The sequence below is a fragment of the Sphingobacterium sp. 18053 genome, from assembly GCF_902706145.1.
GTDB classification, from domain to species: Bacteria; Bacteroidota; Bacteroidia; order Sphingobacteriales; family Sphingobacteriaceae; genus Sphingobacterium; species Sphingobacterium paramultivorum.
Genome location: NZ_CACSJW010000009.1, coordinates 114,909 through 141,778, shown reverse-complemented (window position 1 = coordinate 141,778; position 26,870 = coordinate 114,909). Strand labels below are relative to the sequence as shown.

Here is a 26,870-nt window from a genome sequence, read left to right as displayed (position 1 = left end):
TCTAATATTTTAAAAATTCACGATATACGTCTTGATAGTACGCTTTGCCGATATTCAATAAGCTGTCTGTTTTGCCAGCAGGATATTCTTTATTGGATCTATAATTAATAATCCGTCCTACATTATCGAAAGAAACCGCCTGTTGTGGGGTAATCACACCAAAGGCATCCTTCGAATTGTAAAATGCAATTTGAGGTGTCGTCGGATTAAAAAGATCCCGGCTCCAATGATAACGATCTGTAGGGAGCTTCAATTGTGTCAATAAAGTTGCCGCCAAATCCGTTTGATTGCCGATTCTATTGAATATTTTCCCACGATATTCAGGTTTGATCACATCTCCGAAAAAGATCAGTGGAATATGAAAGCGATTGGGGTGAAATAGCTCCCATTTTTCTGAAGGAAGACGATGTCCATGATCAGCCACAATTACGAAAAGGGTATTTTTATACCAAGCTTCTTTTTTAGCTTTGTTGATAAAATCAAAAACAGCTGAATCCGTATAGTTTGCCGTACTTCGGAATTTATCCGCATTGGTAGCATTGCCAAATTTATAGCCGTGTTTTAACTCAAATGGTTCGTGATTAATTAAGGTAAAGATCGTCGAAAAGAAAGGTTGTTTTTCTTTTTTAAAATCCTTGATCATCTGATTAAAGACCACATGGTCATATACACCCCATGAGGCACGTTCTGCATCCAATCCAAAATTGGCATTATCCACCACCCTAGACATCCCATGCGTCAGCATATACGATTTAAAATTGTAAAACTCGCTCTGACCGCCGTGATAAAATGATGTTTCGTAACCAGCATGATCCAACTCCTGTCCAATGGCAGGCATATTTTCATGTTTGTCGATATACTTGATAATACTCTCGGGTCCTTGTGCCGGAAAACCGCTCAACACGGCTACCATACCTTTGTCGGATCGATCGGCGGCAGAATAAATATGGTCAAACAAAATACCGCCTTTAATCAACTCTTCCATGTGTGGCGTAATTCCCTTTTCCCCGCCAAGAGACTGAATGAGATCGCCGACAAAACTTTCCAACATGATAATAACAACATTCGGACGAGTCGTTGACAATACCTCAACAGCAGAATCAGGTTGGCTTTGAAAGGCGGGTCGTAGCTTGTCCTGAATATCCTTCTGATCCGCATAATAATTATAGGGGTTTTTCAGTTTGGTACTTTCGGCAAAGAAATCCCGTAAAAAAGACCATTGGGTATTAACCGCTGCATGATTATAAAATGTTTCCTCGGAATAATAGGCTTTACTGGGGTTTAATGTTGCTCTCCCATAACCACCACGGATAAAGGTGAAGAGTACAAAAACTCCGATCGCCAGTTTGAAAAAATTACTAACAGGAGATTTGATATTGAAAAAAGAGACTTTTTTAAACATCCAGCGGTACAGAAAATAACCACAGAATATACCGATCAACATCCCAACGATGGGGAGAAACACCGGCGTGGACTCAGCCGAAGCTACAGCACCCGAAGGTGAGGCAAAAAATGCATCGATGGCACGTTTAGAAATCTTATCGCCCCATTCCCGGTAGATGTTAACATTGATAAAGCTTGTCACAAAGAACAATACCAGGACAATAATGGTATAGATATCCAGGATCAGCCGTTTGGGTTTCAGTTTTGGAAAAAAACTTAACATGCAATACACAAGAAACGGCAGCGCACATATATAGGAAACAGCAGAAAAATCTAGGTTCAAACCGTGGTAATAAATTCTGAAAATTTCCGTAAAATTGGAAAAACCTATTTTCTCAAAAAAAGCAGTAACAAAAATCAATCTATCTATAAAACAGATAATTAACCAGAACAGAAAATACTGTGTTAAAGCTCTAAGCTCATTAGCAAATCGTTGCATCCCTTCGTGTAAAAATAAAACAGGCAAATTTACATTAATTTACATAAAATACAGGCTAATTACTTAGTAATATGAAGAAAAGATTAAAAAAGTATAAATCCTGCGTTATGCTTTACCTCACTGCAATAACCGACTCTTTTGCTTAGGAGGATCATCAATGAACTTATTGTTTAGCCTTTATTCATAACTTCTTTTTGTTTGAGAACAAGATCAATGGATTACTAAGGAAAATAACATAGAATTCCTTACTTTTGTGTTCCTTAAAAGTTTGAATACAAAAATTTAAAATGAGCATAGCGAAAACTTACAATCCAAAAGAAGCTGAAGAAAAATGGTACAGCTATTGGAAAGCGAATGGATTTTTCCGTTCCACCCCGGACGAACGTGAACCTTACACGATTGTGATGCCTCCTCCGAATGTCACGGGAGTATTGCACATGGGGCATATGCTGAATAATACCATTCAAGACGTTTTGATTCGCCGAGCACGTATGCAGGGAAAAAACGCTTGTTGGGTACCGGGGACCGATCACGCCTCCATTGCAACTGAAGCTAAGGTCGTCGCTATGTTGAAAGAACAAGGAATTGACAAACGATCTTTATCACGTGAAGATTTCTTAAAACATGCTTGGGAATGGAAGGAAAAATACGGTGGTATTATTCTAAAACAACTCGAAAAACTTGGCGCTTCCTGTGACTGGGATCGCACACGTTTTACCATGGATCCGGAGCTATATCAATCTGTTATCCGCGTATTCGTCGATCTATATCATAAAGGATTGATTTATCGTGGTTACCGCATGGTCAACTGGGATCCTGAAGCAAAAACAAATATCTCAGACGAAGAGGTTATTTATAAAGAGAAAAACGGCAAATTATACCACCTGAAATATCAGGTTGAGGGAACAGATCAATATATTGTTGTGGCGACTACCCGCCCTGAAACCATCTTTGGTGACACAGCCGTGTGTATCAATCCCAATGATGAGCGCTATACCTGGTTAAAAGGAAAGCAAGTCATTGTGCCGATCGTTGGCAGAAAAGTGAACATCATTGAAGATGAATATGTGGATTTGGAGTTTGGTACAGGATGCCTTAAAGTTACTCCAGCGCACGATGTGAATGACTACGCACTAGGTAAAAAGCACAACCTGGAATTTGTCGACATCTTTACCGACGAAGCAAAACTGAACGACAATGGCCTGCATTACGCTGGTATGGATCGTTTTAAAGTCCGTAAGGAAATCGAGAAAGAGCTGGAGGAAAAAGGATTGTTGGAGCAAGTTGAAAACTATACCAATAATGTTGGAACTTCAGAGCGAACAGGTGCTGTTATTGAGCCTAAAATTTCCAATCAGTGGTTCCTTAAAATGGAAGACTTGGCAAAACCTGCATTGGATAATGTCATGGACGATACCATTAAATTTCATCCGACGAAATTCAAAAATATTTACCGCAACTGGATGGAGAATATTACCGACTGGAATATCTCAAGACAATTGTGGTGGGGACACCAAATACCGGCGTATTTCTATGGCGATGGTAACGAAGATTTTGTGGTTGCACAAACGGTTGAAGAAGCCCTTGTTTTAGCGCAGGAAAAATCAGGTAATACAACGCTTCAATTGACAGATCTACGTCAAGATGAGGATGTGCTTGATACCTGGTTTTCAGCTTGGCTATGGCCAATTTCAGTTTTCAATGGCATCAACGAATCAGAAAATGCAGAAATCAACTACTATTACCCTACGCAAGATTTAGTCACTGCCCCAGACATCATTTTCTTTTGGGTAGCACGTATGATCGTTTCAGGATATGAATTCCGCGGACAATTGCCTTTTGAAAATGTTTATTTCACGGGTATTGTACGCGACAAACTGGGCCGTAAAATGTCTAAATCACTGGGCAACTCTCCTGATCCGATTGATTTGATGAATGAATATGGTGCAGATGCTACGCGGATGGGAATGTTATTGACTGCTCCAGCAGGTAATGACCTTCCTTTTGATGTAGAACTTTGTGTACAGGGCCGTAATTTTGCCAATAAGATCTGGAATGCCTTTCGCTTGGTTAAAGGCTGGGAAATTACAGCTACTCCAGCTTCGGATTCAGATAAGATTTCGGCATCTTGGTTTGAAGCAAGGTTAAATCAAGCCTTGGTCGATATCGAAGAAAACTTTAAACACTATCGTTTATCAGATGCACTGATGACAACCTACAAATTGGTATGGGATGACTTCTGTGCTTGGTACCTTGAATTAGTGAAACCGGCTTATGGTTCCCCTATTTCTAGCGAAACCTTAGAAACAGTAAAATCTTTTTTCCAACGTATACTCACTTTAGTACATCCTTTCATGCCTTTCCTAACAGAAGAATTGTGGCATGACGAACTGTTCGGTGTAAAAGACGAGAAAGATTGCATTATCGTAGCCGCTTATCCTACAGCGAATGATTTTGATGAGCAGCTTATAAAAGATTTCGCTATCGCTCAACAAATTATTTCGGAAGTTCGGAATATTCGCAATTCTAAAGGTATCTCCCCTAAAGTTGCTTTACCATTAGCAATCAATCAACAATCGGACATCAATCTGGAGCAATATATTGATATTATCACCAAGATTGCAAACCTGGAGGGTGTTACTTTTGTTTCCGAGAAAATAACTGGTGCAGCAAGTTTCCTTGCTGGCAAAGACGAATGTTATGTTACCTTGGAGAATAATATTGATGCGGATGCGGAGCGTGAGCGTATTACCAAAGAATTGGAATACTTAGAAGGCTTCTTAATTTCAGTAGACAAAAAGCTTTCCAATGAACGGTTTGTGCAAAATGCAAAACCCGAAATTGTCGAAAACGAAAAAAGTAAAAAGGCAGATGCCGAAGCGAAGATTAAAATTCTTCAGGAAAGCTTAACAGCATTAGGTTAATAGCTACGCTATTAAATCTCGAAAAGTCCCGCGCAATGCACGGGACTTTTTTTATGTTTAACGAGAGATCAAATTCGGAGCTCATTCGGTACTTCTTCGGTGCTTGTTCGGTGCTTCTTCGGTTACAAGCGAATAAGCACCGTTAAATATCCGAAGTATATCCGATAAAAAACCGCATTAAGAGTGGATATAATTGACAATTGTACCTCATGAAGAGCACGAACTTTCACGAAAGAGCCAAACGGACGGCTCAAGTAAATTTTGATCCGTCATGCACAGGCAATGTATAGCACAAGGATATATGATAAAACTTTTGAAACAAGAAGCAAAGCGCTTTGCTCTATTCCAAAATAACAATACAGCTTATTAATAACCAAAGATCAACCATGCTGATAACTTTATATAAATTCCTGTAAAAAAATGAATAACTTTATAAGAGCGAACTTAAATTATATCATTATGGGATTCAAAGAGACATTTCAGATTAACGGTGAAAACCTTTTACAAAAGATCAAAGAAATCATTGCTGAGGGCAATGTGAGCAAAATCAGCATTTCGGACAAACATGGCAAAGAAATTATGAGCTTTCCGGTAACTGTTGGTGCCATAGGCTTGATCCTAGCACCTGTTTTTGCAGCAATCGGTGCTGTAGCCGCATTGCTTACAGAATGTACGATCACTGTAGAACGAAATACAAACAAGGAAGAAAAAGACAAAGAAGATAACAGCACTGATCCCCCTACAACGATAACCGTAAAATAATCAATTTAAAATTGACCGTTATGAAGATCTTTAAAAACATACTTTGTATTTTATTTGCCTTGTTATTCATCAATGCAGGGCTGGATAAACTTTTTCATTATATGCCTACGCCACCAATGGATATGGACATGAAAAAAGTATTTGAGGCTTTTGCCACGATCAAATGGCTAATGCCACTGGTTGGAATCATCGAACTCTTGGGCGGTTTATTGTTCATTTTTCCAAAAACAAGAACGCTGGGTGCATTGGTCATCTTCCCAATACTCATTGGTATTTTTACCCACAACATGATTTTTTTTAGCCAACAGGGACTAATTATTTGGGCTGTACTTTTTATTATTTGGTTATGGGTGGTATTCGAAAACTGGGGCAAGTATAAAAAACTGATGGAATAATTGCCTATATTCTTCTCCAAAACGAATATTCAGCAGGATACTGCATGTATTAAATACCTATTACTTTGACAAATTGATAGGTATTTAATGTTTTTATTAACATAAAATTAAAAAACAAAAAACTTTGTACGACTAGAATGGTTTGGTCAATTATTTGATGTGTTTTTAGAACATTCCCACGATAAAATGATTTTATACAAGGGAAATGGAGAACTGTCTAATATTTGCTAGCAAGTATAGCACATAAATTAAACTTGCATTTACACGCAAATTTATCTTAGTTTGCTGAAATAGTGGCGATATACGTTATATATCTGAAAACTTAGCAAACTTTTTTCCGTTTTAATTTTTATTAATAGATACTTAAATCAAATTATACGTTGAACAGATTTACCCGAATTGCTTTCAAAACAATATTGTGGATTATTGGAGTAATAATTGCGCTGGCTATTTTAATCGTATTTTTAATCAGAATACCCTCCGTTCAGAATTATATTGCCGGAAAAGTAACGCAATATGTAGAGGGAAAGATTGGTACACCTGTTAAAATTGGCTACATTAATATTGATTTCCCTAAAAAACTGGTTTTACAGGATATCTATTTAGCTGACCAAAGCAAGGATACCTTAGTGGCAGGAAAAAGCATAGCTGTCGATATCAACATGCTAAAACTTCTGAAAAATACCGTTGAAATTCAGAGCATTGAAGCAGAAGGAATCACGGCAAAAATTCGACGTACATTGCCAGACAGTTCATTCAACTTTGATTATATTGTTAAAGCTTTCGCTTCTCAAAAAGAAAGCAAACCGACTGCAGACAGCAGTTCAGCCCTTCTATTTAACCTCGATAAAGTCAAATTTGATAAATTTCATATTGTCTATGCCGATGATGTTATTGGAACGAGTGCTGATGTTTATCTGAACAGCCTAAATACCAACATCAAGAAGTTCGACCTCACAAAAAACATGGCCTTCAATCTGCCCAAAGTGAAGGTAGATGGTCTGAGTGCCACAGTGAAACAGTGGCGACCAGTTGTTGATGGCACGGCACCCACGGTCAAAGATTTTGGCATTACAGATAAAACGGCACAAGTAACCACCTTGCTTCCCGATGTCGGTATACAGATTGCTGACCTGACCAATATCTTAGTGCGCTATGAGGATCAATCTAGCCTGCTGAACACAAAATTTTATATCAAAAATCTTCATGCAGACATTAACAAGATCGACCTTAATAAAGAACTTGTCGATATTCAAACGATCAATCTTGACGGTTCGGACAATAATGTACTCTTTGGAAAGATCCAGAAAAAAGTAAACATTGGAACGAAAAACACCGCGGATACCACCAAAATAAACTGGGTTGTCTCAGCTAAAGATATCCAAATCAACAATACAAGCTTAACCTATAGAGACGACAATCAGGCCCGTATGAAAGGCTTTGATTACTTCAATATTAAGATCCCTGGACTGAAAACCAGTTTAAATGATCTTTACTATAGCGCTGATTCGATCAGTGGATCATTAAAAGAGCTTGTAGCATCTGATCATTCCGGATTTGTGATCAAGCAATTGAAAGGGGATTTTAAGTATACAAATACCGGCGCGGAGATCAAAAACCTGTACGCAGAGACACCACGTACCCTATTGCGTGATTACTTAAAAGTAACCTATCCATCTTTGGATATTATTGCCAAAAAGCCAGAGCTGATCTATGTCAATGCAACGATCAAAAAGAGCCACGTAGATATGCGCGACATCTACTATTTTGCTCCTTTTTTGGATACCATGCAGGTGATGAAACCATTGATGGACAAAAAGTTTAATATTGATGGTCGCGTTGTGGGTAAGGTAAATGATTTAAATATTCCGGCAATTGATTTCCAGACTCTGTCCAATACACGTGTCATTGCAAGTCTACATTTAAAGGGTCTACCCAATGTTGATAAAATGTCAATGGATCTTAATTTAAAGAAATTGACTACAGGACGTTCCGATATCGAAAAGCTGGTTTCAAAAAAAATGCTTCCTAGCGGAATAGAGCTGCCCAATACGATCGGCCTTACCGGAACTTTTAACGGTGGGATGAATGCCTTTAACACCAATCTTTCGCTGGTTACAGAGAAAGGAACAGCCAAATTCAATGGTAAAATAGGCATGATAGGCCGGGATACCACCTATGATGCATTTGTCAGTATTCGTGATTTTGACATTGGTAAGATCATGAAAATGGACAGTACCTTAGGTATACTTTCATTTGAGGGAAAAATCAAAGGTCATGGAACAGATCCGAAGAAGCTTGTCGCCAATTTTGATGGCAAAGTAAATCGAATGGATGCTATGGGTTATCGTTATCAGAATATCGATATGAATCTCACTGCGGACAAAGGGGATATTAAAGCTTCTGTTGTCAGTCCCGATCCTAATATTCAATTGAAGTTAAATGCAACGGCCAACATGAAGGCCAAATATCCACAGGTGGATTTTGAGCTTATGGTAGATACCATTAATCTTAAAAACTTAAAATTAATGGATGATGAACTCAAATACCATGGTAAACTTGTAGGCAATTTCAGTTCAGCCGATCCAAATTTTTTAAATGGGGAGGCACATATCACCAATTCATCCATTCTTTACAACGACGCATATTATACTTTAGACAGCATTTCACTTGTTGCAAAAGCCGATACCAGCCGCAATTTGCTGCTACTCAAATCGGACTTTTTGAATGCCCATTTGGTCGGAAAATACAAAATTTTAGAGTTGCAGAATGCCATCCAAGACATTTTACAGGTATACTACCAGCCGGGAAAAGCTGTTAAAGTTCCCAAATATGAGCCTCAGAATATTGAGTTTTCGGCTCAATTGACCAGGACTAAATTTATAAAGGACTTTCTTCCGGAGCTGACGGAAATGTCTGATATTACGTTGGACGGTATGTTCAATAGTCAGTCAAAAACTATTCTTGCCAAGTTGGATGCCCCTAAAATCACGTATAATGGTACCGAGATCAATAACGTTACCTTGGATATTAATACCTTGGACAGTACACTTTACTACTCGGCCTTGATCAATAAAATCAAGGTGAGCAATATCGAACTGGTGAATACAGTTTTCAGCGGTAAAGTCATCCAAAATAATTTGGATTTTGGCCTTTGGATTAAGGACAAGAAAGAGAAAGAGCAGTATCATTTGGGCGCCAATATGCGCGTTGATAATGGAGCATTTGTTTTTAGTCTACTTCAGGATGGCCTTATGCTGAACTATGACAAATGGACAATAAATCCAAACAACGTGCTCAAATTTGGAAGTACAGGTATTCAGGCCAATGACTTTATCTTAAGTAATAAAGGACAAGAGCTGAGTATATCATCGCAGGACAGTGTGCTCAATTCGCCACTCAACATTGCCTTTAAAAATTTCCGCATTGAGACATTAAGTAAAATGCTTGAAAGTGAAACAGTCGATCTTGGCGGCGGGATTAATGGTCAGGCAACCATATCACGTTTGGAAAGTAGCCCTGTATTTGTATCCGATCTTACGATCGACAAATTCTATATTGGACAAGATACTGTCGGTAATGTCAACATAAAAGTGAACAATGAAAAGGAAAACACCTATAATGCGAATATTAGTATCAGTGAAAATGGCAACAATGTCGTATTAAGTGGTGATTTTATCAATCCTCCAAAGGGAGAAGCAACCCTGGATTTCACCTTAGATATTGCGCCACTCTCCATGCAGACGGTTCAGGCATTCAGTTTGGGTTATCTAAAGGACTCGAAGGGAAATCTTGAAGGTCAGTTAAAAATAACGGGATCGCCATCCAAACCACTCATTAACGGCGATGTTAAGTTTAAAGATGCACAATTCAATATTGCTATGTTGAATGCACTTTTCAAAGCTAAAGATGAAACCATTCATCTGGATGAAAGGGGTATTACTTTCCCAAAATTTGCATTGGAAGACAAGAAAGGAAATATTGCCAAGGTAACAGGATCCATAGAAACCAAAACATATACTGATTTTGATTTTAATCTCAATATCAATACAGACAATTTTGAGGTACTCAATTCAACACAAAGCGACAACGACATGTTCTATGGTAAAATGTATCTTACGTCGAACCTTCGCATTCGGGGGAATCTTGATAAGCCTATCGTTGATGGTACAATCAAGGTATTAGATGATACCGATTTCACCTTTGTTATGCCAAACGAGGATCCTGGGATGGCGGATCGTAAAGGTGTTGTCGAATTTGTTGATAAGAGTGATACCACAAGAGCCAACGTATTTGCAAAATTAGATTCGATGACCGTAACCCGTCTGACAGGAATCGACGTAGATCTGAATCTTCAAACGGATAAGGATGCCAAATTTAAAATTCTCTTGGATGCCGGCTCACAGGATGCACTGAATATCCAAGGAGAAGCGGAACTGAACGCAGGCATTGATGCGAGCAGCAAAATTACCTTATCAGGTACATTTACCGTAGACAAAGGGAGTTATTCATTCAGTTTTGGTCCCGTAAAAAAAGATTTTACATTCCGAAAAGGAAGTACGATCACCTGGAACGGAGATCCCTTGGATGCGCAGCTTAATATCACAGCAGCATACACAACCAAAGCACCAACCCTGGAGCTTGTAGCGACGCAACTGGGATCGGAAAACGCTAATTTATACAAGCAACGTATTCCTTTCAATGTCTTGTTGAAGATTACTGACAAATTGTTCCAACCGCAACTGAATTTTGATATCGACTTGGACGAAAACAACTCAGTTGTTTCCCAAGATGTGATCAGCAAAGTAAATAACGCATTGACCACCTTGCGTGAAAATCCATCTGAACTGAACAAACAGGTCTTTTCACTCATCGTTTTAGGACGCTTTATGTCGACCAATCCATTTGAAAGTTTATCCGGTGGCGGCGGCACAGAAGCCATTGTCAGAAATAGCATCAGTTCATTCCTGAGCGGTCAATTGAACCGCCTTGCCTCCGAGCTTATCACCGGAGTAGAACTGGATTTCAACTTAACTTCGGAGGAAGATTATGCTACTGGAGCGGGCCAAACCCGAACAGATCTGAATATCGGTGTATCTAAAATGCTTTTAAATGATCGTCTAAAAATTACTGTTGGTTCTAATTTTGAAGTTGAAGGAAATACACGTCCGGGAGAAACCGCCAACAATATTGCCGGAGATATCCAATTGGATTATCAACTTTCGCAAGATGGTCGCTATTTTGCACGGGTATATCGTAAAAATCAATATCAGGTTACACTCCAAGGCCAATATGTAGAAACAGGTATCGGATTTATCATCAATATGGATTACAACAGATTCCGGGAAATTTGGATGAGTTCGAAAAAACTCAAAGCGTACTATGACACGAATAGTAAAGGTTTCAGAAAACGATTTGATGTAGAACGTATGGAAACTGATTCAGTCTATCGTGATAGTGTACGCACGGTCATCAGAGATAGTTTGATGACCCATAGCCCTGAGTACAGAAAACGTATGGAGGAAAGAGAAAAAGAGAAACGTAAACAACAGTTGGACTCCAGTAAAAACACGCCGAAAAGCGATAGTCCAAAATCAAATATAGATACCATCAGAACGACAGCTATAAAAAATGAAGATGAGGAAAGGAGTTATCATGCAAGCTAAACTAAAGTATATTGTTGGAATAGTTTCATTCGCTGCATTTATAGCTTCCTGTTCTTCAACCAAGAATCTGAAAGAAGGGGAAAGCTTATATGTCAAAGGCAACGTGATAGTCGATTCGGACACCATCTCCAAGGAAAACAAGGAAAAGATTGCGACCCATTTAGAAGCGGCATTGATGCCCAAACCCAATAAACGTCTAGCTGGCGTACCATTCAAATTGTACTTCAACAATATGGCCGGCGATTCTGTAGGGAATAATATCATTAAAAAATTTTTCAAGAAAATTGGTGAGAAACCGGTATTGTTGAGCGATGTCAATCGCGAGTACAATGAGAATCTACTGCGCAACCGTCTGGAGAATTTTGGTTTCTTTAATGCTGAAGTAAAATCTGACACTTTAGTTGAAAACAAAAAAGCAACAGTTAATTATACGGCCAAGCCAAATTTTATCTACCGAATAAGATCTGTTCAATTTGATATTGACAGCACAACGCAGCTGGGTAAAGATATTCGTTCGAGCTCCGATAAAAGTCTCTTACAGGTGGGCAAAAATTATAGCCTTGATGTTATCCTAAATGAGCGTGACCGCATCGACAATGACCTCAAAAATAAAGGGTATTATTATTTTAGCCCTGATTACATCCTGGTTCAGGTAGACAGTTCACACCGGAACAACAAGGTCGACATGTATGTTACTGTAAAGAAGGAAACACCGGCACAGGCGAGGGTACCGTCAAAGATCAATAAAATCTACGTTTACCCGAACTACACGGAAACGAGCACCGGTTATCAGCGATCCACCCGTAACGCGGAACTATATGATAGCAGCTACTATTTTATAGACCGCCAGCATCTTTATAGAAAGCCTGTTATCGCGAATCATATCTTCTTCCATCCCGGCGACGTCTACAACCGTAATGCCCACAACCAAACCATCAGCCATCTGGTGAATCTCAATAGCTGGAAATTTGTAAAAAACAATTTTGTTGACAGCAAAGAAGTACCCAACGCACTGGATGTCTACTATTACCTGACTCCATTGCCAAAAAAATCACTCCGCGTGGAACTTTTGGGAAAAATGGCTTCGGTATACAATGGTACGGAAGTCAATGTCAACTGGACTTTACGCAACGCATTTAAAGGTGCGGAGCAGTTGAGTTTTAACGTCTTCGGCGGTTATGAAACCCAGACTGGTGGATCGGCTGACCTCAATTCGAGTTATTATCGCTACGGAATGGAGGCTACCTTGACCTTTCCCCGAATATTGTCCCCATTTGGAAGAATTTCACCATCAAGACGTTTTATCCCGAAGACCTATGTCAAAGGCCGCTATGAGTTTTTAAATCGACGCAAAGCATATACCTTAAATTCGATCGCATTGGATTATGGTTATATCTGGCAAGAGTCTGAAGAGAAACAGCATGATCTCGCTTTAATGGAGATTACCTATGTTCAGCCTAAAGGTATTTCAGAAAACTACCAAAAACAGATGGATACCATTCCAGCTTTAAGGCATGCGATCGAACCACAATTCACAATTGGTCCGAACTACAACTTTACGTTTCAAAACACGATGAAGCAGCATTTGAAAAATACATTTTATTTCAAAGGCAACTTGGACCTCTCAGGGAACATACTCGGTTTGATAAAAGGAGCAGATTTCAATAAAGGGAAAACCTTCAAATTGTTCGATGCTTATTTTTCGCAATACATCAAGATCAGCGGCGATGGCAGACATTATTTAAAGTTATCGGAGAATTCGCAACTTGCGTCGCGGGTCAGCTTGGGTTTGAGTTATTCCTATGGGAACTCCCGGTCACTTCCCTATTTAAAACAATATTATGTAGGTGGCCCTAATAGTATCCGTGCCTTTGGTGCCCGTGCGATTGGTCCAGGAACAGTAGCACCTGAAAAATTAAGCAACGGCCTCTTCTATGCCGACCAAACCGGTGATATCAAATTGGAACTTAATACCGAATACAGAGCCAAATTAGCAGGCTTTGTTCATTGGGCAGCATTTATTGATGCGGGTAACGTATGGTTGCAGCGAGACGATGTCAACAAACCGGGTGGAAAGTTCAGCAAGAACTTTTTAAATGAACTGGCCGTTGGTGGCGGAGCGGGATTACGCTTCGATTTTACCTTCTTGATTATTCGTACAGATATGTCTATACCTTTCCGCATTCCCTATCTTCCAAAAGGAGAACGTTGGGTATTTAAGGATATCGACTTTGGAAGCTCAAAATGGAGAAAGGATAATTTGATGTTCAACCTAGCCATCGGCTATCCGTTCTAGGATTTCAAATTTTATTTTACACGATAGAAATAACAGGCTTGAACGAATTTCAGGCCTGTTATTTTTTTTACTATTTTATAAAAGTCATTGACTTTCGACGGCGTTATCACGCGTTGTTACCACAAACCAATTCTCGTTCTATTTCTTATGTCAAAAAACAAGTTATTCCCGCTAAATACATTGATTTACTGACAATAATTGATTAAATTCAAGAATTATTTAGTAATCCACATAAATGCTCATGAAATATCCATTTAAAAAAAGTACAAGCATTCGTGAAAATGGACCGGATATCCTATGTGGCATAAAAACCGCCGAAGGCGGCATGCATATTTAAGCGGAAAATTAGCTCATGAATAAACAAATAATTTACATATGAAAGTAACTATTGTTGGTGCTGGAGCTGTAGGATCAACTACAGCGGACAATTTAATCCGTCGAAATGTCGCAGAGGAGATTGTATTATTGGATATTAAAGAAGGTTTTGCAGAAGGCAAAGCGCAAGATATGGCACAAACCGCCGCCTTATTGGGTTTTGAATCAAAAATCAAGGGGGTAACCAATGACTATCTTTCAACTGCAGGTTCTACTGTTGCCGTCATTACATCGGGAATTCCACGTAAACCTGGAATGACACGCGAAGAATTGATTGGGACAAATGCCAATATTGTCAAGTCCGTTGTCGAAAACTTAGTAAAACACTCTCCGGATATTATCATTGTCATTGTATCTAATCCCATGGATACTATGACCTATCTAGCACTTAAATCAAGTGGATTACCTAAGAATAGAATTATTGGAATGGGAGGCACATTGGATTCAGCCCGATTCAAATATCAACTGAGTGAAAAACTGAATGCTTCTGCGGCCGATCTCAATGCCATTGTCATTGGCGGTCATGGAGATACAACGATGATTCCACTCATCAAGCACTCCACGTGGAACAGTATTCCAGTCACTGATTTCCTTACCCCGGAAGAGCAAGACGAAATTGTACACAAAACTATGGTTGGTGGAGCAACATTGACCAGCCTAATTGGTACCTCAGCCTGGTATGCTCCGGGTGCCGCAACAGCTGCTGTCGTCGAAAGTATCGTACGTGATCAAGGAAAATTATTTACAGCATCCGTCTATTTGGAAGGTGAATTTGGCCAAGAAGATATCAATCTTGGAGTACCGGTTATCATCAATAAAAAGGGATGGGATCGCATCGTCCCCATTCAACTAGATGAAGAGGACAAAGAAAAATTCAATAAAAGTGCAGAAGCAGTACGTACAATGAATAATGTACTGAAAGAAATAAAAGCGCTTTAGCTCATAAACGATAAAAAGATGAAAAGCTGTTATTCTATCAATAACAGCTTTTTTTATGAACGTTCAACACACACTGCGGGTTTTAAAATTTCTTTTTTAAGGGAATTTTTGGGTATGTTTGGCTATATGACAACAGTACCATTTCAATTATTGGATTTGCAAGGCCAGGGCACACACATTTTAGTCGATGTAGAAATATATAATCGTTCGTTCAAGATGGTAGTTGATACTGGCGCATCTAAAACTGTATTTGATAAAACACAATTGGGGCATCTTTTGGAGGACCAATTGCAGCTTGAACCTTCAGAAACATTATCAACAGGACTTGGCACCAATTCAATGGAGAGTTTCAATATAAAAATTCCGAGTCTGACAATTGGTGAATGGCAGATAAAAAACTTAAATACTGCGGTATTGGATTTAAGCTCGATCAACTATGCCTATCAGCAGATGGATCTAGAACCAGTGATCGGCGTATTGGGCGGAGATATTTTTGCAGACTATGGCGCTGTCATTGATTATGCAAAGCGCACCTTAAAATTAAGAACCCGGAAATTAAAACTTAAATAGGCGTTTGTGGATATGGAGCCGGAGATAGCCATAGTACACTATTGCGATCAATATACCCAATCCACCCATGACGTATAATGTCGTTCGAAGCCCACAATAACTGGCTAAGGAACCTATCATCAATGTACCAATGGGAAATATCCCCTGAAAAGCCATCACGTAATACGAGATTGCCCGGGCACGATAGATCGGTATGGCATGCGTTTGAATATACGTATTGATACTTGAGTTTTGCATCATCATGGCAAAGGATACCAACATCACATAGACGAGTGCCATCTGCAGCATACTCGAATGCGCCAAAAACAATAATGCAACTCCCATAAGCGCAGCAGCCCCCATCACCTGATAGCGCAAATTGGTACCCGATTTTAAACGGGCCATATTAAATGCACCAATCATGGCACCCAGGCCGGCCGCACTTTCAAACCAGGAGAACGTACGTTCATCACCATGAAACATTTCTTTTGCTATGGCTGGCAGCAACGAGGTATAAGGAATAACAATCAAGCTGGAGAATGTCATGATAATAATCAGTGAGGAGATATGCGGTGAACGTTTAAGGTAACGAAAGCCTTCGACCAAGCCTTCCCAATTGCTTCCCTTGCTCAGTTGAACATGTGTTTCATCAACCTGCATCATCAATAATGTAATAATGACCGGAACAAAACTGATAAAGTTCAGGGCAAAACAGACGAGTTCACCGTATGTACTCAGTAAAATACCTCCTATTGCAGGCCCCAACATTCGGGCACCATTGAAAATTGTTGAATTCAGCGCTATGGCATTCGGCAGATCTTTACGGTCCCCAACCAAATACATCATCAGCGACTGACGCCCCAAAACATCGAAGGAATTAATGACTCCTTGTATAAGACCTAAGATGGAAAGCCATAAGACACTCTCCCATTTCAGATAAACGACCAGGGTCAAGATCCCAGCCTGTATCATCAGACCAATTTGGGTTATCAGAACCAATTTATACTTTTTATGCTTATCGACAAAACTGCCGATAAATGGAGACAGGACCAAAGAAGGCAATAGGGAGATAAACTGCACAAAACCAAGCCAAAACACAGATCCGGTCAATTCATAGACTAACCAACTGATGGCTATCCGCTGCATCCAAGTTCCCATAAGGGAAATTGCTTGACCTATAACATGTAACCGGAAATTTCTATAATGGAGCGAACGAAAAACCTGCATACGTAAAGATAATACTATATTAAAAGTATAACAAAAAATTAGGAGAAGAGATTCTTTTTTGCTAAAATAAAGATACAATAGGTGAAAATCAATGCTTCAATACTGGAATATAATCAATAACTTTGCGTCATTATTTTGAACATTAGAATAATCAAATAATTATCATTCAATAACATATACAATGAAATTTTTTATTGACACAGCGAACCTAGAGCAAATCAAAGAAGCCCAAGACTTAGGCGTATTAGACGGGGTAACAACCAATCCAAGTTTAATGGCTAAAGAAGGTATTAGCGGTGATGAAAACGTAATCAACCATTATAAAGCGATCTGTGCAATCGTTGATGGCGATGTCAGTGCTGAAGTTATTTCTACAAATTATGAAGAAATGATCAAAGAAGGAGAAGCGTTAGCAGCTCTTGACAGCAAGATAGTTGTCAAAGTCCCTATGATCAAAGATGGCGTAAAAGCAATTAAATATTTCAGCAAAAAAGGTATTAAAACAAATTGTACATTGGTATTTACAGCTGGTCAAGCACTATTGGCTGCTAAAGCTGGGGCAACCTATGTATCTCCTTTTATCGGTCGTTTGGATGATATTTCTACAGATGGATTAGCGTTGATCGAAGATATTCGTTTAATCTATGATAACTACAACTATCCTACACAAATTTTAGCAGCTTCTGTACGTCACAGCGCACACATATTAGGATGTGCTAAAATCGGTGCTGATGTTATGACTGGTCCTTTATCAGCGATCCTAGCCTTATTGAAACACCCATTGACAGACAGCGGTCTAGCGACATTCTTAGCTGATCACGCTAAAGCTGCAGGCAAATAAGATTCCTATATTTCCATATAGTAACGAAAACCGATAAGTAAGATGACACTAATCTTAAACTTATCGGTTTTCTTATTTTTAATAGATTCCGTATTTTTGTACTGTCAAAAGCATCTCTGAGAAAGGAAATGGTCCGTTTATGTTCGTTAATGGTCTATGCAAAGGGGAAAAAATACGATGAATAAATTCGTCGGATAGTTTTTAAACTTGCAAATAAAAGTAAATTTCTCTTAGTTTGTATTTGATCTAAGGCTTAACGAAGAAATCCATGGAAGATTCCAACACTGTATATCCAGAAATTCTCAAACGAAATAGTTTAAAAGTTACCCAACCCCGGTTGAAGGTACTTGAAATTATTTCGAGGAAAGAGTCCGCAATTTCACAGCCGGAACTGGAGAAATTACTGGGCAAGGATATTGACCGTGTCACATTATACCGGGTATTGGCCAGCTTTGAAGAGAAAGGGATTATCCATAAAATCTTTGATCTCCATGGTACAGCTACTTACGCCATGTGTTCGACAAACTGTTCAGAACACGATCATCATGACCAACACGTGCATTTTATTTGCCGGGTATGCAATTCAGTATACTGCCTGGAAGATATGACCTTACCAAAAGTATCAATCCCAGAAGGCTTTAGTCTCGAAGCGATAGCCGTAAATGCACTTGGTGTGTGCAATCATTGCAAAAAGTAAATCAGGCTGTACGAATCCAAAACTATTTTTCGGCTGAACTGTCTATACATTGGCTATCGGAAGATGCTCCGTTTAGCTTGTTATTGTCGTGTCAAATGCTGTTTTTTTCGTACATTGTATTGAGCATCGATCTTGATGTACGGCTTGCTCATGATCTGTTGTAATAGGCTGAATTTGCAAATTCGCTATCACAGCCAGTTCGCTGAAATAGGAAAATCGATGCAAATGAATAAATAATAAATAATAATTGGATGAAAACAAGAAAAGAGAATCCATATAAGGAGGTCTTAACGCAACTGATCATCGATATCTTCGAAAAATCGGGTAATAAGCCGCTCAACTATAAGCAAGTTTCGTCAAAATTGAACCTTACCGATAACGACTCGAAAGTCGCTATAGCCGATATTTTACATGATAATGTAAGAAATGGACTTTTTATTGAGATCGAACGAGGCAAATTTAATCTGAAGCAACTTAAAGTTTATGTCACAGGAAAGGTAGATATGACTGCCGATGGCTCCGCATATGTGATTCCTGATGATGAATTTGAAAACGATATTTATATCGCTCCGCGGAAACTTAGACAGGCACTCCATGGCGATATTGTCAAGGTCCATACCTTCGAAAAAAGAAAAGGTGGCCGTAAGAAAGAGGGTGAAGTCGTTGAAATCCTGCAGAGGGCCAAGACTGATTTCACGGGAACGATCAGCATCTCCAATAATTTTGCTTTTTTTATTGCGGATGACCGCAAGATGCTACACGACATTTTTATTCCTTTGGACAATCTGAATGGAGCCAAGGACAAAGAAAAAGTGGTCGTGTCGATTATCGACTGGCCAAGCGGGAGCAAGAATCCTGTTGGAACGGTCAAACATGTCTTGGGCACCAAAGGTGAAAATAACACCGAGATGAACGCTATTTTGGCCGACTATGGTTTCCCATTGGAGTTCCCTAAAAAAGTTGAAGCTGAAGCCAATCAGATTTCGGAAAAAATAAGCGCGGAAGAAATTGCAAAGCGACGTGATTTTAGAAACGTTACGACCTTTACCATTGACCCAGCGGATGCAAAAGATTTCGATGATGCCATCTCCTTTCAAAAATTAGAGAATGGCAATTATGAAATCGGTGTTCATATTGCGGATGTTTCGCATTTTGTCATACCCGACACAGAATTGGACAAAGAAGCATTCAACCGCGGCACATCCGTTTATCTGGTTGACCGCGTTATTCCGATGCTTCCGGAGCGTCTTTCTAATGGCGTCTGTTCGTTACGTCCGCATGAAGATAAACTTTGTTTTTCGGCCGTTTTTGAATTGGACGAAAAAGCCAATGTGCATGATCAATGGTTCGGCCGTACGATCATCCATTCCGACCGACGTTTCAGTTATGAAGAAGCACAGGAGGTGATCGAAACGAAATCGGGAGATTTCAGTGAAGAGATCCTGAAATTAAATGAACTGGCTTATATTCTGCGCGAACGTAAGTTTAAAAATGGTGCAATAGCCTTTGAAAGTGAGGAGGTAAAATTCATCTTGGATGAAAATGGAAAACCTACAGGGGTATATACCAAAGTCCGCAAGGATGCACACAAGCTGATTGAAGATTTTATGTTATTGGCCAACCGGAAGGTTGCCGAGTTTATTGGCAAACAAGGACGGGGAAAAAACAAGCTTACTTTTGTATACCGGTTCCACGATGTACCTAATCCGGAGACTTTGACAACTTTCTCTCAATTTGCAGCGCGGTTTGGCCATAAATTGACCATCAAAACAGATAAAGAAACAGCTAAATCCTTAAATGCTTTGATGACCAAAATAGAAGGTAGCAAAGAGCAAAATATGCTGACTTCACTTGCTGTACGTTCGATGGCCAAAGCGATCTATACAACAAAGAAGACAAGTCACTATGGATTAGCATTCGATTATTACACCCATTTTACCTCCCCTATCCGTCGTTATCCCGATGTGATGGTACACCGTCTTTTACAATTCTATCTGGAGGGAGGTGCCAAAATCAATGCGGAGCATTATGAGAAGATGGCCGAACATTCTTCCCAAATGGAGAAAAAGGCGGCTGAAGCAGAACGTGCGTCGATTAAGTACAAACAGGCAGAATACTTGCAGGATCAGATCGGCACGGAATATACGGGTATTGTCTCGGGTGTTACCGAATGGGGTATGTATGTGGAGATTGAAGAGAACAAATGTGAGGGAATGGTCAGACTTCGGGATATCACCGATGACTTTTACGTACTTGATGAAAAGAACTATGCCATTATTGGTCAACGGAAGAAAAAGAAATTCCAGTTGGGTGATGAGGTTCAAATCCGCGTAAAGAAAGTGGATCTGGATAAACGGCAAATTGATTTTACGTTGTTGTCTTAAAACAAAAAATCCGGAACAAATGTTCCGGATTTTTTGTTAAGTAAAAGCAAAATTTAAAATATCCTTCTGAAATTTTACATCGTCTTTCGCACAAGACAATAAACACATCGAAAACATAGCGATTTTAATAAATTTTCTTTTCATAATTTACCTTTAAAATTTCAATTAATTCTTTAAACCAAAAAAGTTTCATCTAAAATACTAAACACCTTTCAATTAAGAAAAACAGAACAATAAAATACTCAGAAACCAGTATATTAATCACAATACACCCCATTATAAGAAATTCAACACTCGTAAAAGTATAATTCAGGGGATTTAATAAAAATAGAAAGCATCTCTAGAGGATCATATCAGTACAGAATAGGCTACTATTGTCTCTAGTGTAACCAAATCGGGTATGTATGGAGAGATTGAAGAAAACAAATATGAAGGTATGGTTAGGCTTCGGGATATCACCGATGACTTTTACGTCCTTGACGAGAAAAACTATGCGATTATTGACCAGCGGAAAAAGAAGAACTTCCAATTGGGTGATGAAGTTCAGATCCGTGTGAAGAAAGTGGATCTGGATAAGTGGCAGATTGATTTTGCATTCCTGTCGTAATGCATTTAAATAAAAACCCCGCATCAGTAATACTGATGCGGGGTTTATTGTTAAATAAACAAAACTTATTGTTTAGTTCCTTCAAAGGAATACTGTAATTGTCCTTCTTCTGTTCTTTGTGCTAAGAACATTAACCCCTTATTTTCAAACGTAAATATGAAACTGCCCTGAGGCTCGTTTGGTAAAGCCTGAATACTCATATTATAATTATTTGAAACTTGAATCTCTCTTACAGGAAGCTTTAAGTCAGCATTCTGAGCAGCAACTTTGACTGTTTTATCATTAACCTTGGTGACTACTAATATCTGATTGAAGACTTCCGCGCCGCCAATAATTTTAATTGTCCCTTTATAGTTTCCCACAGCCGCATCTATACTGCCACCTGTTTGAATAGGTTCATCTTTATCCTTTGAACATCCGACAAAAGCGAAAGTGACTAAGGCTAATACCACCGCATACATAAATTTCATTTTGATTTTCATAACTTGAATACATTAATTTGTTTCTACTAAATATTTATACGTTTTATCAAACACTTTGCCAAACAGAACGCAAAAACACGCAAAGCAAGCAATATACTTGAAAACCAGTAGATGAAAAATTTCGGACAAAAGACTACCGTTAAAGAATATTATACAGAGAAAGAATAGCTTACGGCGGATTAGAAAAAACTTATGTACCCATCGAGCGGCTGTCCGATCACCCTATAATCGTCTATATTTTTGTACAGTCGACCATGAGTAGTTAACTCTTCCATTTTGGCAACATATCACAGCGTTCGTGGGTTGATTAACTGATTATACCCTACATTCGTGCAAAATAGTTTGATGGTGGAAGCGTACAAATGATGAAGATGCTGGTCAAGCAGCCAAACATCCCGAAGACGGCGACCAGGTCATTAGGATGGTGAGATAATAAAGAAGCATGAAGAGGTAATAAAAGAAGGACAAAGGTATATTCAAGAAAAGAGCAGCGCCAATTCAAAAAATAATCTAAATTTTACGCACTAACTATTTCATATTCAAAAGGGAATCAGTATCTTTGCGAACTTAAAATATTTAAGGTAAAAAAATTTATAAACAAAAACAGGTAAATGCCTACTATTCAACAATTAGTTAGAAAAGGTAGAGTAGCTCTGGTTGATAAGAGTAAGTCACCAGCGTTGGACTCATGTCCACAGCGAAGAGGTGTATGTACACGTGTATATACTACTACCCCTAAAAAACCAAACTCAGCAATGCGTAAAGTAGCTCGTGTACGTTTAACAAACGGTAAAGAGGTCAACGCTTACATCCCTGGAGAAGGTCACAACTTACAAGAGCACTCGATCGTATTGATTCGTGGTGGTCGTGTTAAGGATTTACCAGGTGTACGTTACCACATCATCCGCGGTGCATTAGATACTTCAGGTGTAGCAGGTCGTAACCAACGTCGTTCTAAATATGGAACTAAGCGTCCTAAACCAGGACAAGTAGCTGCAGCTCCAGCAAAAGGTAAAAAGAAATAATTAAACGGAGGAAAGAAAAATGAGAAAATCAAAACCGAAAAAGAGAATCATTTTACCTGATCCAAAGTTTAATGACGTTCAGGTAACACGTTTCGTAAACAATATGATGGTAGATGGTAAAAAATCTATCGCTTATTCTATTTTTTACGACGCAGTAGAATTAGTAGAACAAAAAACACAAGAAAGCGGTTTAGAAGCTTGGAAAAAAGCTTTGAACAACGTTATGCCTGCTGTTGAAGTTAAATCACGCCGTGTTGGTGGTGCTAACTTCCAAGTTCCTATGGAAGTTCGTCCAGATCGTAAAATCGCTTTGGGTATGAAATGGTTAATTTCATACGCTCGTAAACGTGGTGAAAAAACAATGTTCGAAAAATTAGCAGGAGAAATCATTTCAGCTTCTAAAGGTGAAGGTGCTGCTGTTAAGAAGAAAGAAGATACGCACAAAATGGCGGAAGCTAACAAAGCGTTCTCACACTTCAGATTCTAATTTTGAAGACATTCAAAAAAATATGATTACACCGACCTCCGATAAAAATAATCTTTTATCAAGGTCGGTGTACTTATTTAACATTACATTTAAACACATAAGACCATTAAGGTCCGCTGCTTAAAAATATTATGGCAAGAGATTTAAAATTCACTAGAAATATCGGTATCGCTGCCCACATCGATGCTGGTAAAACTACAACAACTGAGCGTATCCTTTACTACTCAGGTGTAAACCATAAAATTGGTGAGGTTCACGAAGGTGCTTCAACAATGGACTGGATGGAGCAAGAGGCTGAGCGTGGTATCACAATTACTTCTGCTGCTACGACAGTTTTCTGGCAATACCGTGGTAATAAATACCAAGTTAACGTTATCGATACTCCTGGACACGTGGATTTCACGGTTGAGGTAAATCGTTCATTACGTGTATTAGACGGATTAGTATTCTTATTCTCTGCGGTTGATGGTGTTGAGCCTCAGTCAGAGACTAACTGGAGATTGGCAGATAACTATGCTGTTCCTCGTATCGGTTTCGTTAATAAAATGGACCGTTCAGGTGCTGACTTCTTAAAAGTTGTTGGTCAAGTAAAATCAATGCTAGGTTCTGATGCTGTAGCATTACAATTACCTATTGGCGCTGAAGATACGTTCACTGGTGTTGTTGATTTAATTAACAACCGTGGTATTGTATGGAATGAGCATGATAAAGGTATGACCTTTACTGAAGTTCCTATTCCTGAGGATATGTTGGACGAAGTTGCTGAATACCGTGAAAAATTATTAGAAGCAGTAGCTGGTTATGATGAGACTTTGATGGAGAAATTCTTCGAAGATCCGAATTCGTTAACTGAGCGCGAAATCTTAGATGCTTTACGTAAAGCAGTATTAGATAATGCGATCGTTCCTATGGTATGTGGTTCATCTTTCAAAAACAAAGGTGTTCAAACCATGTTGGATCTAGTAATGGAATTATTGCCTTCACCTCTTGATATCGAGGCTGTAAAAGGTACTAACCCTGATACTGGTGAAGAAATCACACGTAAACCATCTGTAAACGAGCCTTTCGCAGCTTTAGGTTTTAAAATTGCGACTGACCCATTTGTAGGTCGTTTATGTTTTATCCGTGCTTACTCTGGTAAGTTAGATGCAGGTTCTTATGTATTGAACACGCGTTCAGGAAACAAAGAGCGTATCTCTCGTATCTTCCAAATGCATGCGAACAAACAAAACCCTATCCCTTTCATCGAAGCTGGTGATATCGGTGCTGTTGTAGGTTTCAAAGACATCAAAACTGGTGATACACTTTGTGACGAAAAATCACCTATCATTCTTGAGTCTATGACTTTCCCTGAGCCAGTAATTGGTTTGGCAATTGAGCCTAAAACTCAAGCTGACGTTGATAGATTAGGTATTGGTCTTGGTAAATTGGCTGAAGAGGATCCTACATTCGTTGTTAAAACTGACGAAGAAACTGGTCAAACAGTTATCTCTGGTATGGGTGAGCTTCACTTAGAGATCTTGATCGACCGTTTGAAACGTGAATTTAAAGTTGAGGTTAACCAAGGTGCTCCTCAAGTATCATACAAAGAGTCTATCAACGGTACTACTGAGCACCGTGAGGTATTCAAAAAACAATCAGGTGGTCGTGGTAAATTCGCGGATATCAAAGTTGTTATTTCTCCAGCGGATGAAGATTTCGATTTATCAAAATCACCGCTTCAATTCGTTAATGAAATCGTTGGTGGTAAAATTCCTAAAGAATTTATCCCTTCAGTTCAAAAAGGATTTGAAACTTCAATGAAAAATGGTGTATTAGCAGGATTCCCATTATCAGGAATGAAAGTTCGTTTGATTGATGGTTCGTTCCACGCTGTCGATTCAGATTCATTGTCTTTCGAATTAGCTGCTCGTCAAGCATACCGTGAAGGATTGCCTAAATGTTCTCCAGTGTTAATGGAACCAATTATGAAAATAGAGGTTTTAACACCAGAAGAAAACATGGGTGATGTAATGGGTGACTTAAACCGTCGTCGTGGTCAAATGCAAGGTTTGGATTCACGTAACGGTGCACAAGTAATCAAAGCATTGGTTCCACTTTCTGAGATGTTCGGTTACGTAACTCAATTACGTACAATCACTTCAGGTCGTGCAACTTCTACAATGGAATTTGATCACTTTGCTGAAGCTCCTCGTAACGTTGCTGAAGAGGTGATTGCAAAATCAAAAGGTAAAATCAAAGGTTCTGTAGAATAATATAGAACTCAAAAATAAACCGACCGCTGGTTGTTAATAGCTCTAATCAGCGGTCATTTTTAAATAATATCATATACTATGAGCCAAAGAATCAGAATTAAATTGAAATCTTACGATTACAATTTGGTTGACAAATCAGCTGAAAAAATCGTAAAAACAGTAAAACCTACAGGTGCAGTTGTTAGTGGTCCTATTCCATTGCCTACTGAGAAAAAAATCTATACGGTATTACGTTCACCACACGTTAACAAAAAGGCACGTGAGCAATTCCAATTGTGTGCTTACAAAAGATTGTTGGATATCTATTCATCAAACGCTAAAACTGTTGACGCATTGATGAAACTTGAATTACCTTCAGGTGTTGAAGTAGAAATCAAAGTGTGATAGATTTCAGTCACTGAAACAAGAAGGGGCCTTTCGCGAGAAAAGCCCCTTTTTATATTTTAGCCTAGATTATAACTGATAACCGATTCCAATTGAAAAAACGCGATTCTTTAAAGAACCTCCTTCACCCCCCGCCATATCAACTAGTCCCAAGCCATATCCACCATTAATCAAAAAGCCATTTGATAGACGATAACCCGCTAAAAAGTTAATTCCGGCATCAAAACGCTTCAATTTATTATCTCCAAAACCGACGTCAATTTTCACATTTTCTGCTTTGGCTTTTGCGGACAGCCCTAATCCAGCATATGGTCCAGCTCCTAAGAAAACATTTCCAGAATTTCCCGTGGGAATACTATATACAAAATTTACAGGTAACTCTAGATACATTAAATCCAATTTCACATTATTTCCCAATTCTTCAAAGTCAATAAGTGTCAATCCTTTCCCGCCTTTACCTTGAAGCGATAAACCAGGCTGTATAGAAAAATTATTTGCCAAAGGAGCGTCTAAGTAGCCCGTCAAATAAAATGACGTAGATGATTCTGTCGAAACCGATACACTTCCTAGTGACGCGGTCATTTTAGGAAAAGTTGCACCAGCCTTAAAACCATAAGAAGTCTGTGCTTTTGCACCAGTAATAAAACATAATAGCGCAGCGATTGAGAGTAACTTTCTTTTCATTAATAATAA

The 26,870-nt window shown here is 38.9% G+C and carries 18 protein-coding genes and 1 pseudogene; 15 read left to right on the top strand and 4 right to left on the bottom strand.

Translation table 11 applies throughout. The features are described 5' to 3' along the window. Position 1: 1 nt before the first annotated feature. Positions 2–1,666, bottom strand: a complete 1,665-nt coding sequence (locus GVK91_RS20905; RefSeq protein WP_227550232.1) for an LTA synthase family protein — start codon at positions 1,664–1,666, stop codon at positions 2–4. Between the two features lie 503 nt (positions 1,667–2,169). Between GVK91_RS20905 and GVK91_RS20900 the strand changes: the two genes are divergently transcribed. The 7 genes from GVK91_RS20900 to GVK91_RS20870 all read left to right on the top strand — a co-directional run bounded on the left by GVK91_RS20900 (position 2,170) and on the right by GVK91_RS20870 (position 15,809). Further along, positions 2,170–4,806 carry a valine--tRNA ligase gene (locus tag GVK91_RS20900; protein WP_159731175.1) on the top strand — a complete coding sequence of 879 codons (2,637 nt, stop codon included), beginning with the start codon at positions 2,170–2,172 and terminating at the stop codon, positions 4,804–4,806. A gap of 420 nt (positions 4,807–5,226) precedes the next feature. Next, entirely contained in the window at positions 5,227–5,568 is a 342-nt protein-coding gene (locus GVK91_RS20895; RefSeq protein WP_228280119.1) for a DUF4342 domain-containing protein, read from the top strand. 20 nt (positions 5,569–5,588) lie between these two features. Beyond that, positions 5,589–5,963 (top strand): DoxX family protein, encoded by a 375-nt coding sequence (locus GVK91_RS20890; protein WP_153846795.1) that lies wholly within the window; start codon positions 5,589–5,591, stop codon positions 5,961–5,963. Between the two features lie 380 nt (positions 5,964–6,343). Continuing rightward, complete coding sequence (locus tag GVK91_RS20885; RefSeq protein WP_159731165.1) at positions 6,344–11,629, top strand: translocation/assembly module TamB; 5,286 nt, start codon at positions 6,344–6,346, stop codon at positions 11,627–11,629. Next, positions 11,595–13,925 (top strand): BamA/TamA family outer membrane protein, encoded by a 2,331-nt coding sequence (locus tag GVK91_RS20880; protein ID WP_159731163.1) that lies wholly within the window; start codon positions 11,595–11,597, stop codon positions 13,923–13,925. The genes GVK91_RS20885 and GVK91_RS20880 overlap by 35 nt, the downstream gene beginning before the upstream one ends. Positions 13,926–14,300: 375 nt before the next feature. Further along, on the top strand, positions 14,301–15,239 hold the full coding sequence (locus GVK91_RS20875; protein WP_159731161.1) for a malate dehydrogenase: 939 nt from the start codon (positions 14,301–14,303) through the stop codon (positions 15,237–15,239). Between the two features lie 18 nt (positions 15,240–15,257). Further along, complete coding sequence (locus GVK91_RS20870) at positions 15,258–15,809, top strand: retropepsin-like aspartic protease (RefSeq protein ID WP_235032969.1); 552 nt, start codon at positions 15,258–15,260, stop codon at positions 15,807–15,809. Here GVK91_RS20870 and GVK91_RS20865 read toward each other — a convergent pair. Beyond that, complete coding sequence (locus GVK91_RS20865) at positions 15,795–17,015, bottom strand: MFS transporter (RefSeq protein ID WP_153846791.1); 1,221 nt, start codon at positions 17,013–17,015, stop codon at positions 15,795–15,797. The genes GVK91_RS20870 and GVK91_RS20865 overlap by 15 nt on opposite strands. A 181-nt stretch (positions 17,016–17,196) precedes the next feature. Here GVK91_RS20865 and fsa point away from each other — a divergent pair, with 181 nt between their 5' ends. From fsa to GVK91_RS20845, 4 genes and pseudogenes are all read left to right on the top strand, one after another. Further along, a complete protein-coding gene (gene fsa / locus GVK91_RS20860; RefSeq protein ID WP_075994110.1) occupies positions 17,197–17,856 on the top strand; it encodes a fructose-6-phosphate aldolase in 660 nt (219 codons plus the stop codon). Between the two features lie 268 nt (positions 17,857–18,124). Next, positions 18,125–18,553, top strand: coding sequence for a Fur family transcriptional regulator (locus GVK91_RS20855; RefSeq protein ID WP_159731159.1), 429 nt, complete (start codon positions 18,125–18,127; stop codon positions 18,551–18,553). 251 nt (positions 18,554–18,804) lie between these two features. Then, entirely contained in the window at positions 18,805–20,937 is a 2,133-nt protein-coding gene (gene rnr, locus GVK91_RS20850; RefSeq protein WP_153846790.1) for a ribonuclease R, read from the top strand. Positions 20,938–21,277: 340 nt separating this feature from the next. Continuing rightward, a pseudogene (locus GVK91_RS20845) lies at positions 21,278–21,544 on the top strand (S1 RNA-binding domain-containing protein); the annotation flags it as partial. A gap of 65 nt (positions 21,545–21,609) precedes the next feature. On the opposite strand, the gene GVK91_RS20840 reads toward GVK91_RS20845, so the two are convergent. Next, the gene (locus tag GVK91_RS20840; protein WP_227550228.1) at positions 21,610–22,026 is read right to left on the bottom strand and encodes a hypothetical protein; all 417 of its coding nucleotides are present in this window, start codon (positions 22,024–22,026) and stop codon (positions 21,610–21,612) included. Between the two features lie 611 nt (positions 22,027–22,637). Between GVK91_RS20840 and rpsL the strand changes: the two genes are divergently transcribed. From rpsL to rpsJ, 4 genes are all read left to right on the top strand, one after another. Continuing rightward, entirely contained in the window at positions 22,638–23,051 is a 414-nt protein-coding gene (gene rpsL / locus GVK91_RS20835) for a 30S ribosomal protein S12 (protein WP_079641421.1), read from the top strand. Positions 23,052–23,070: 19 nt separating this feature from the next. Further along, a complete protein-coding gene (rpsG, locus tag GVK91_RS20830) occupies positions 23,071–23,538 on the top strand; it encodes a 30S ribosomal protein S7 (RefSeq protein WP_046671863.1) in 468 nt (155 codons plus the stop codon). A 131-nt stretch (positions 23,539–23,669) separates the two neighbouring features. Further along, complete coding sequence (gene fusA / locus GVK91_RS20825; RefSeq protein ID WP_153846788.1) at positions 23,670–25,793, top strand: elongation factor G; 2,124 nt, start codon at positions 23,670–23,672, stop codon at positions 25,791–25,793. Positions 25,794–25,871: 78 nt separating this feature from the next. Then, positions 25,872–26,177, top strand: a complete 306-nt coding sequence (gene rpsJ / locus GVK91_RS20820; protein ID WP_028070501.1) for a 30S ribosomal protein S10 — start codon at positions 25,872–25,874, stop codon at positions 26,175–26,177. A gap of 69 nt (positions 26,178–26,246) precedes the next feature. Here the strand turns inward: rpsJ and GVK91_RS20815 are convergent, their stop codons facing one another. Further along, the gene (locus tag GVK91_RS20815) at positions 26,247–26,861 is read right to left on the bottom strand and encodes a porin family protein (protein WP_153846787.1); all 615 of its coding nucleotides are present in this window, start codon (positions 26,859–26,861) and stop codon (positions 26,247–26,249) included. Positions 26,862–26,870 lie beyond the last annotated feature (9 nt).

What these genes read in the sequence shown, in the direction of transcription:
- GVK91_RS20905 (WP_227550232.1), bottom strand. Translation starts at nt 1,666, where the DNA reads ATGTTAAGTTTTTTTCCAAAACTGAAACCCAAACGGCTGATCCTGGAT.
- GVK91_RS20900 (WP_159731175.1), top strand. Translation starts at nt 2,170, where the DNA reads ATGAGCATAGCGAAAACTTACAATCCAAAAGAAGCTGAAGAAAAATGG.
- GVK91_RS20895 (WP_228280119.1), top strand. Translation starts at nt 5,227, where the DNA reads ATGAATAACTTTATAAGAGCGAACTTAAATTATATCATTATGGGATTC.
- GVK91_RS20890 (WP_153846795.1), top strand. Translation starts at nt 5,589, where the DNA reads ATGAAGATCTTTAAAAACATACTTTGTATTTTATTTGCCTTGTTATTC.
- GVK91_RS20880 (WP_159731163.1), top strand. Translation starts at nt 11,595, where the DNA reads ATGAAGATGAGGAAAGGAGTTATCATGCAAGCTAAACTAAAGTATATT.
- GVK91_RS20875 (WP_159731161.1), top strand. Translation starts at nt 14,301, where the DNA reads ATGAAAGTAACTATTGTTGGTGCTGGAGCTGTAGGATCAACTACAGCG.
- GVK91_RS20870 (WP_235032969.1), top strand. Translation starts at nt 15,258, where the DNA reads ATGAAAAGCTGTTATTCTATCAATAACAGCTTTTTTTATGAACGTTCA.
- GVK91_RS20865 (WP_153846791.1), bottom strand. Translation starts at nt 17,015, where the DNA reads ATGCAGGTTTTTCGTTCGCTCCATTATAGAAATTTCCGGTTACATGTT.
- fsa (WP_075994110.1), top strand. Translation starts at nt 17,197, where the DNA reads ATGAAATTTTTTATTGACACAGCGAACCTAGAGCAAATCAAAGAAGCC.
- GVK91_RS20855 (WP_159731159.1), top strand. Translation starts at nt 18,125, where the DNA reads ATGGAAGATTCCAACACTGTATATCCAGAAATTCTCAAACGAAATAGT.
- rnr (WP_153846790.1), top strand. Translation starts at nt 18,805, where the DNA reads ATGAAAACAAGAAAAGAGAATCCATATAAGGAGGTCTTAACGCAACTG.
- GVK91_RS20840 (WP_227550228.1), bottom strand. Translation starts at nt 22,026, where the DNA reads ATGAAAATCAAAATGAAATTTATGTATGCGGTGGTATTAGCCTTAGTC.
- rpsL (WP_079641421.1), top strand. Translation starts at nt 22,638, where the DNA reads ATGCCTACTATTCAACAATTAGTTAGAAAAGGTAGAGTAGCTCTGGTT.
- rpsG (WP_046671863.1), top strand. Translation starts at nt 23,071, where the DNA reads ATGAGAAAATCAAAACCGAAAAAGAGAATCATTTTACCTGATCCAAAG.
- fusA (WP_153846788.1), top strand. Translation starts at nt 23,670, where the DNA reads ATGGCAAGAGATTTAAAATTCACTAGAAATATCGGTATCGCTGCCCAC.
- rpsJ (WP_028070501.1), top strand. Translation starts at nt 25,872, where the DNA reads ATGAGCCAAAGAATCAGAATTAAATTGAAATCTTACGATTACAATTTG.
- GVK91_RS20815 (WP_153846787.1), bottom strand. Translation starts at nt 26,861, where the DNA reads ATGAAAAGAAAGTTACTCTCAATCGCTGCGCTATTATGTTTTATTACT.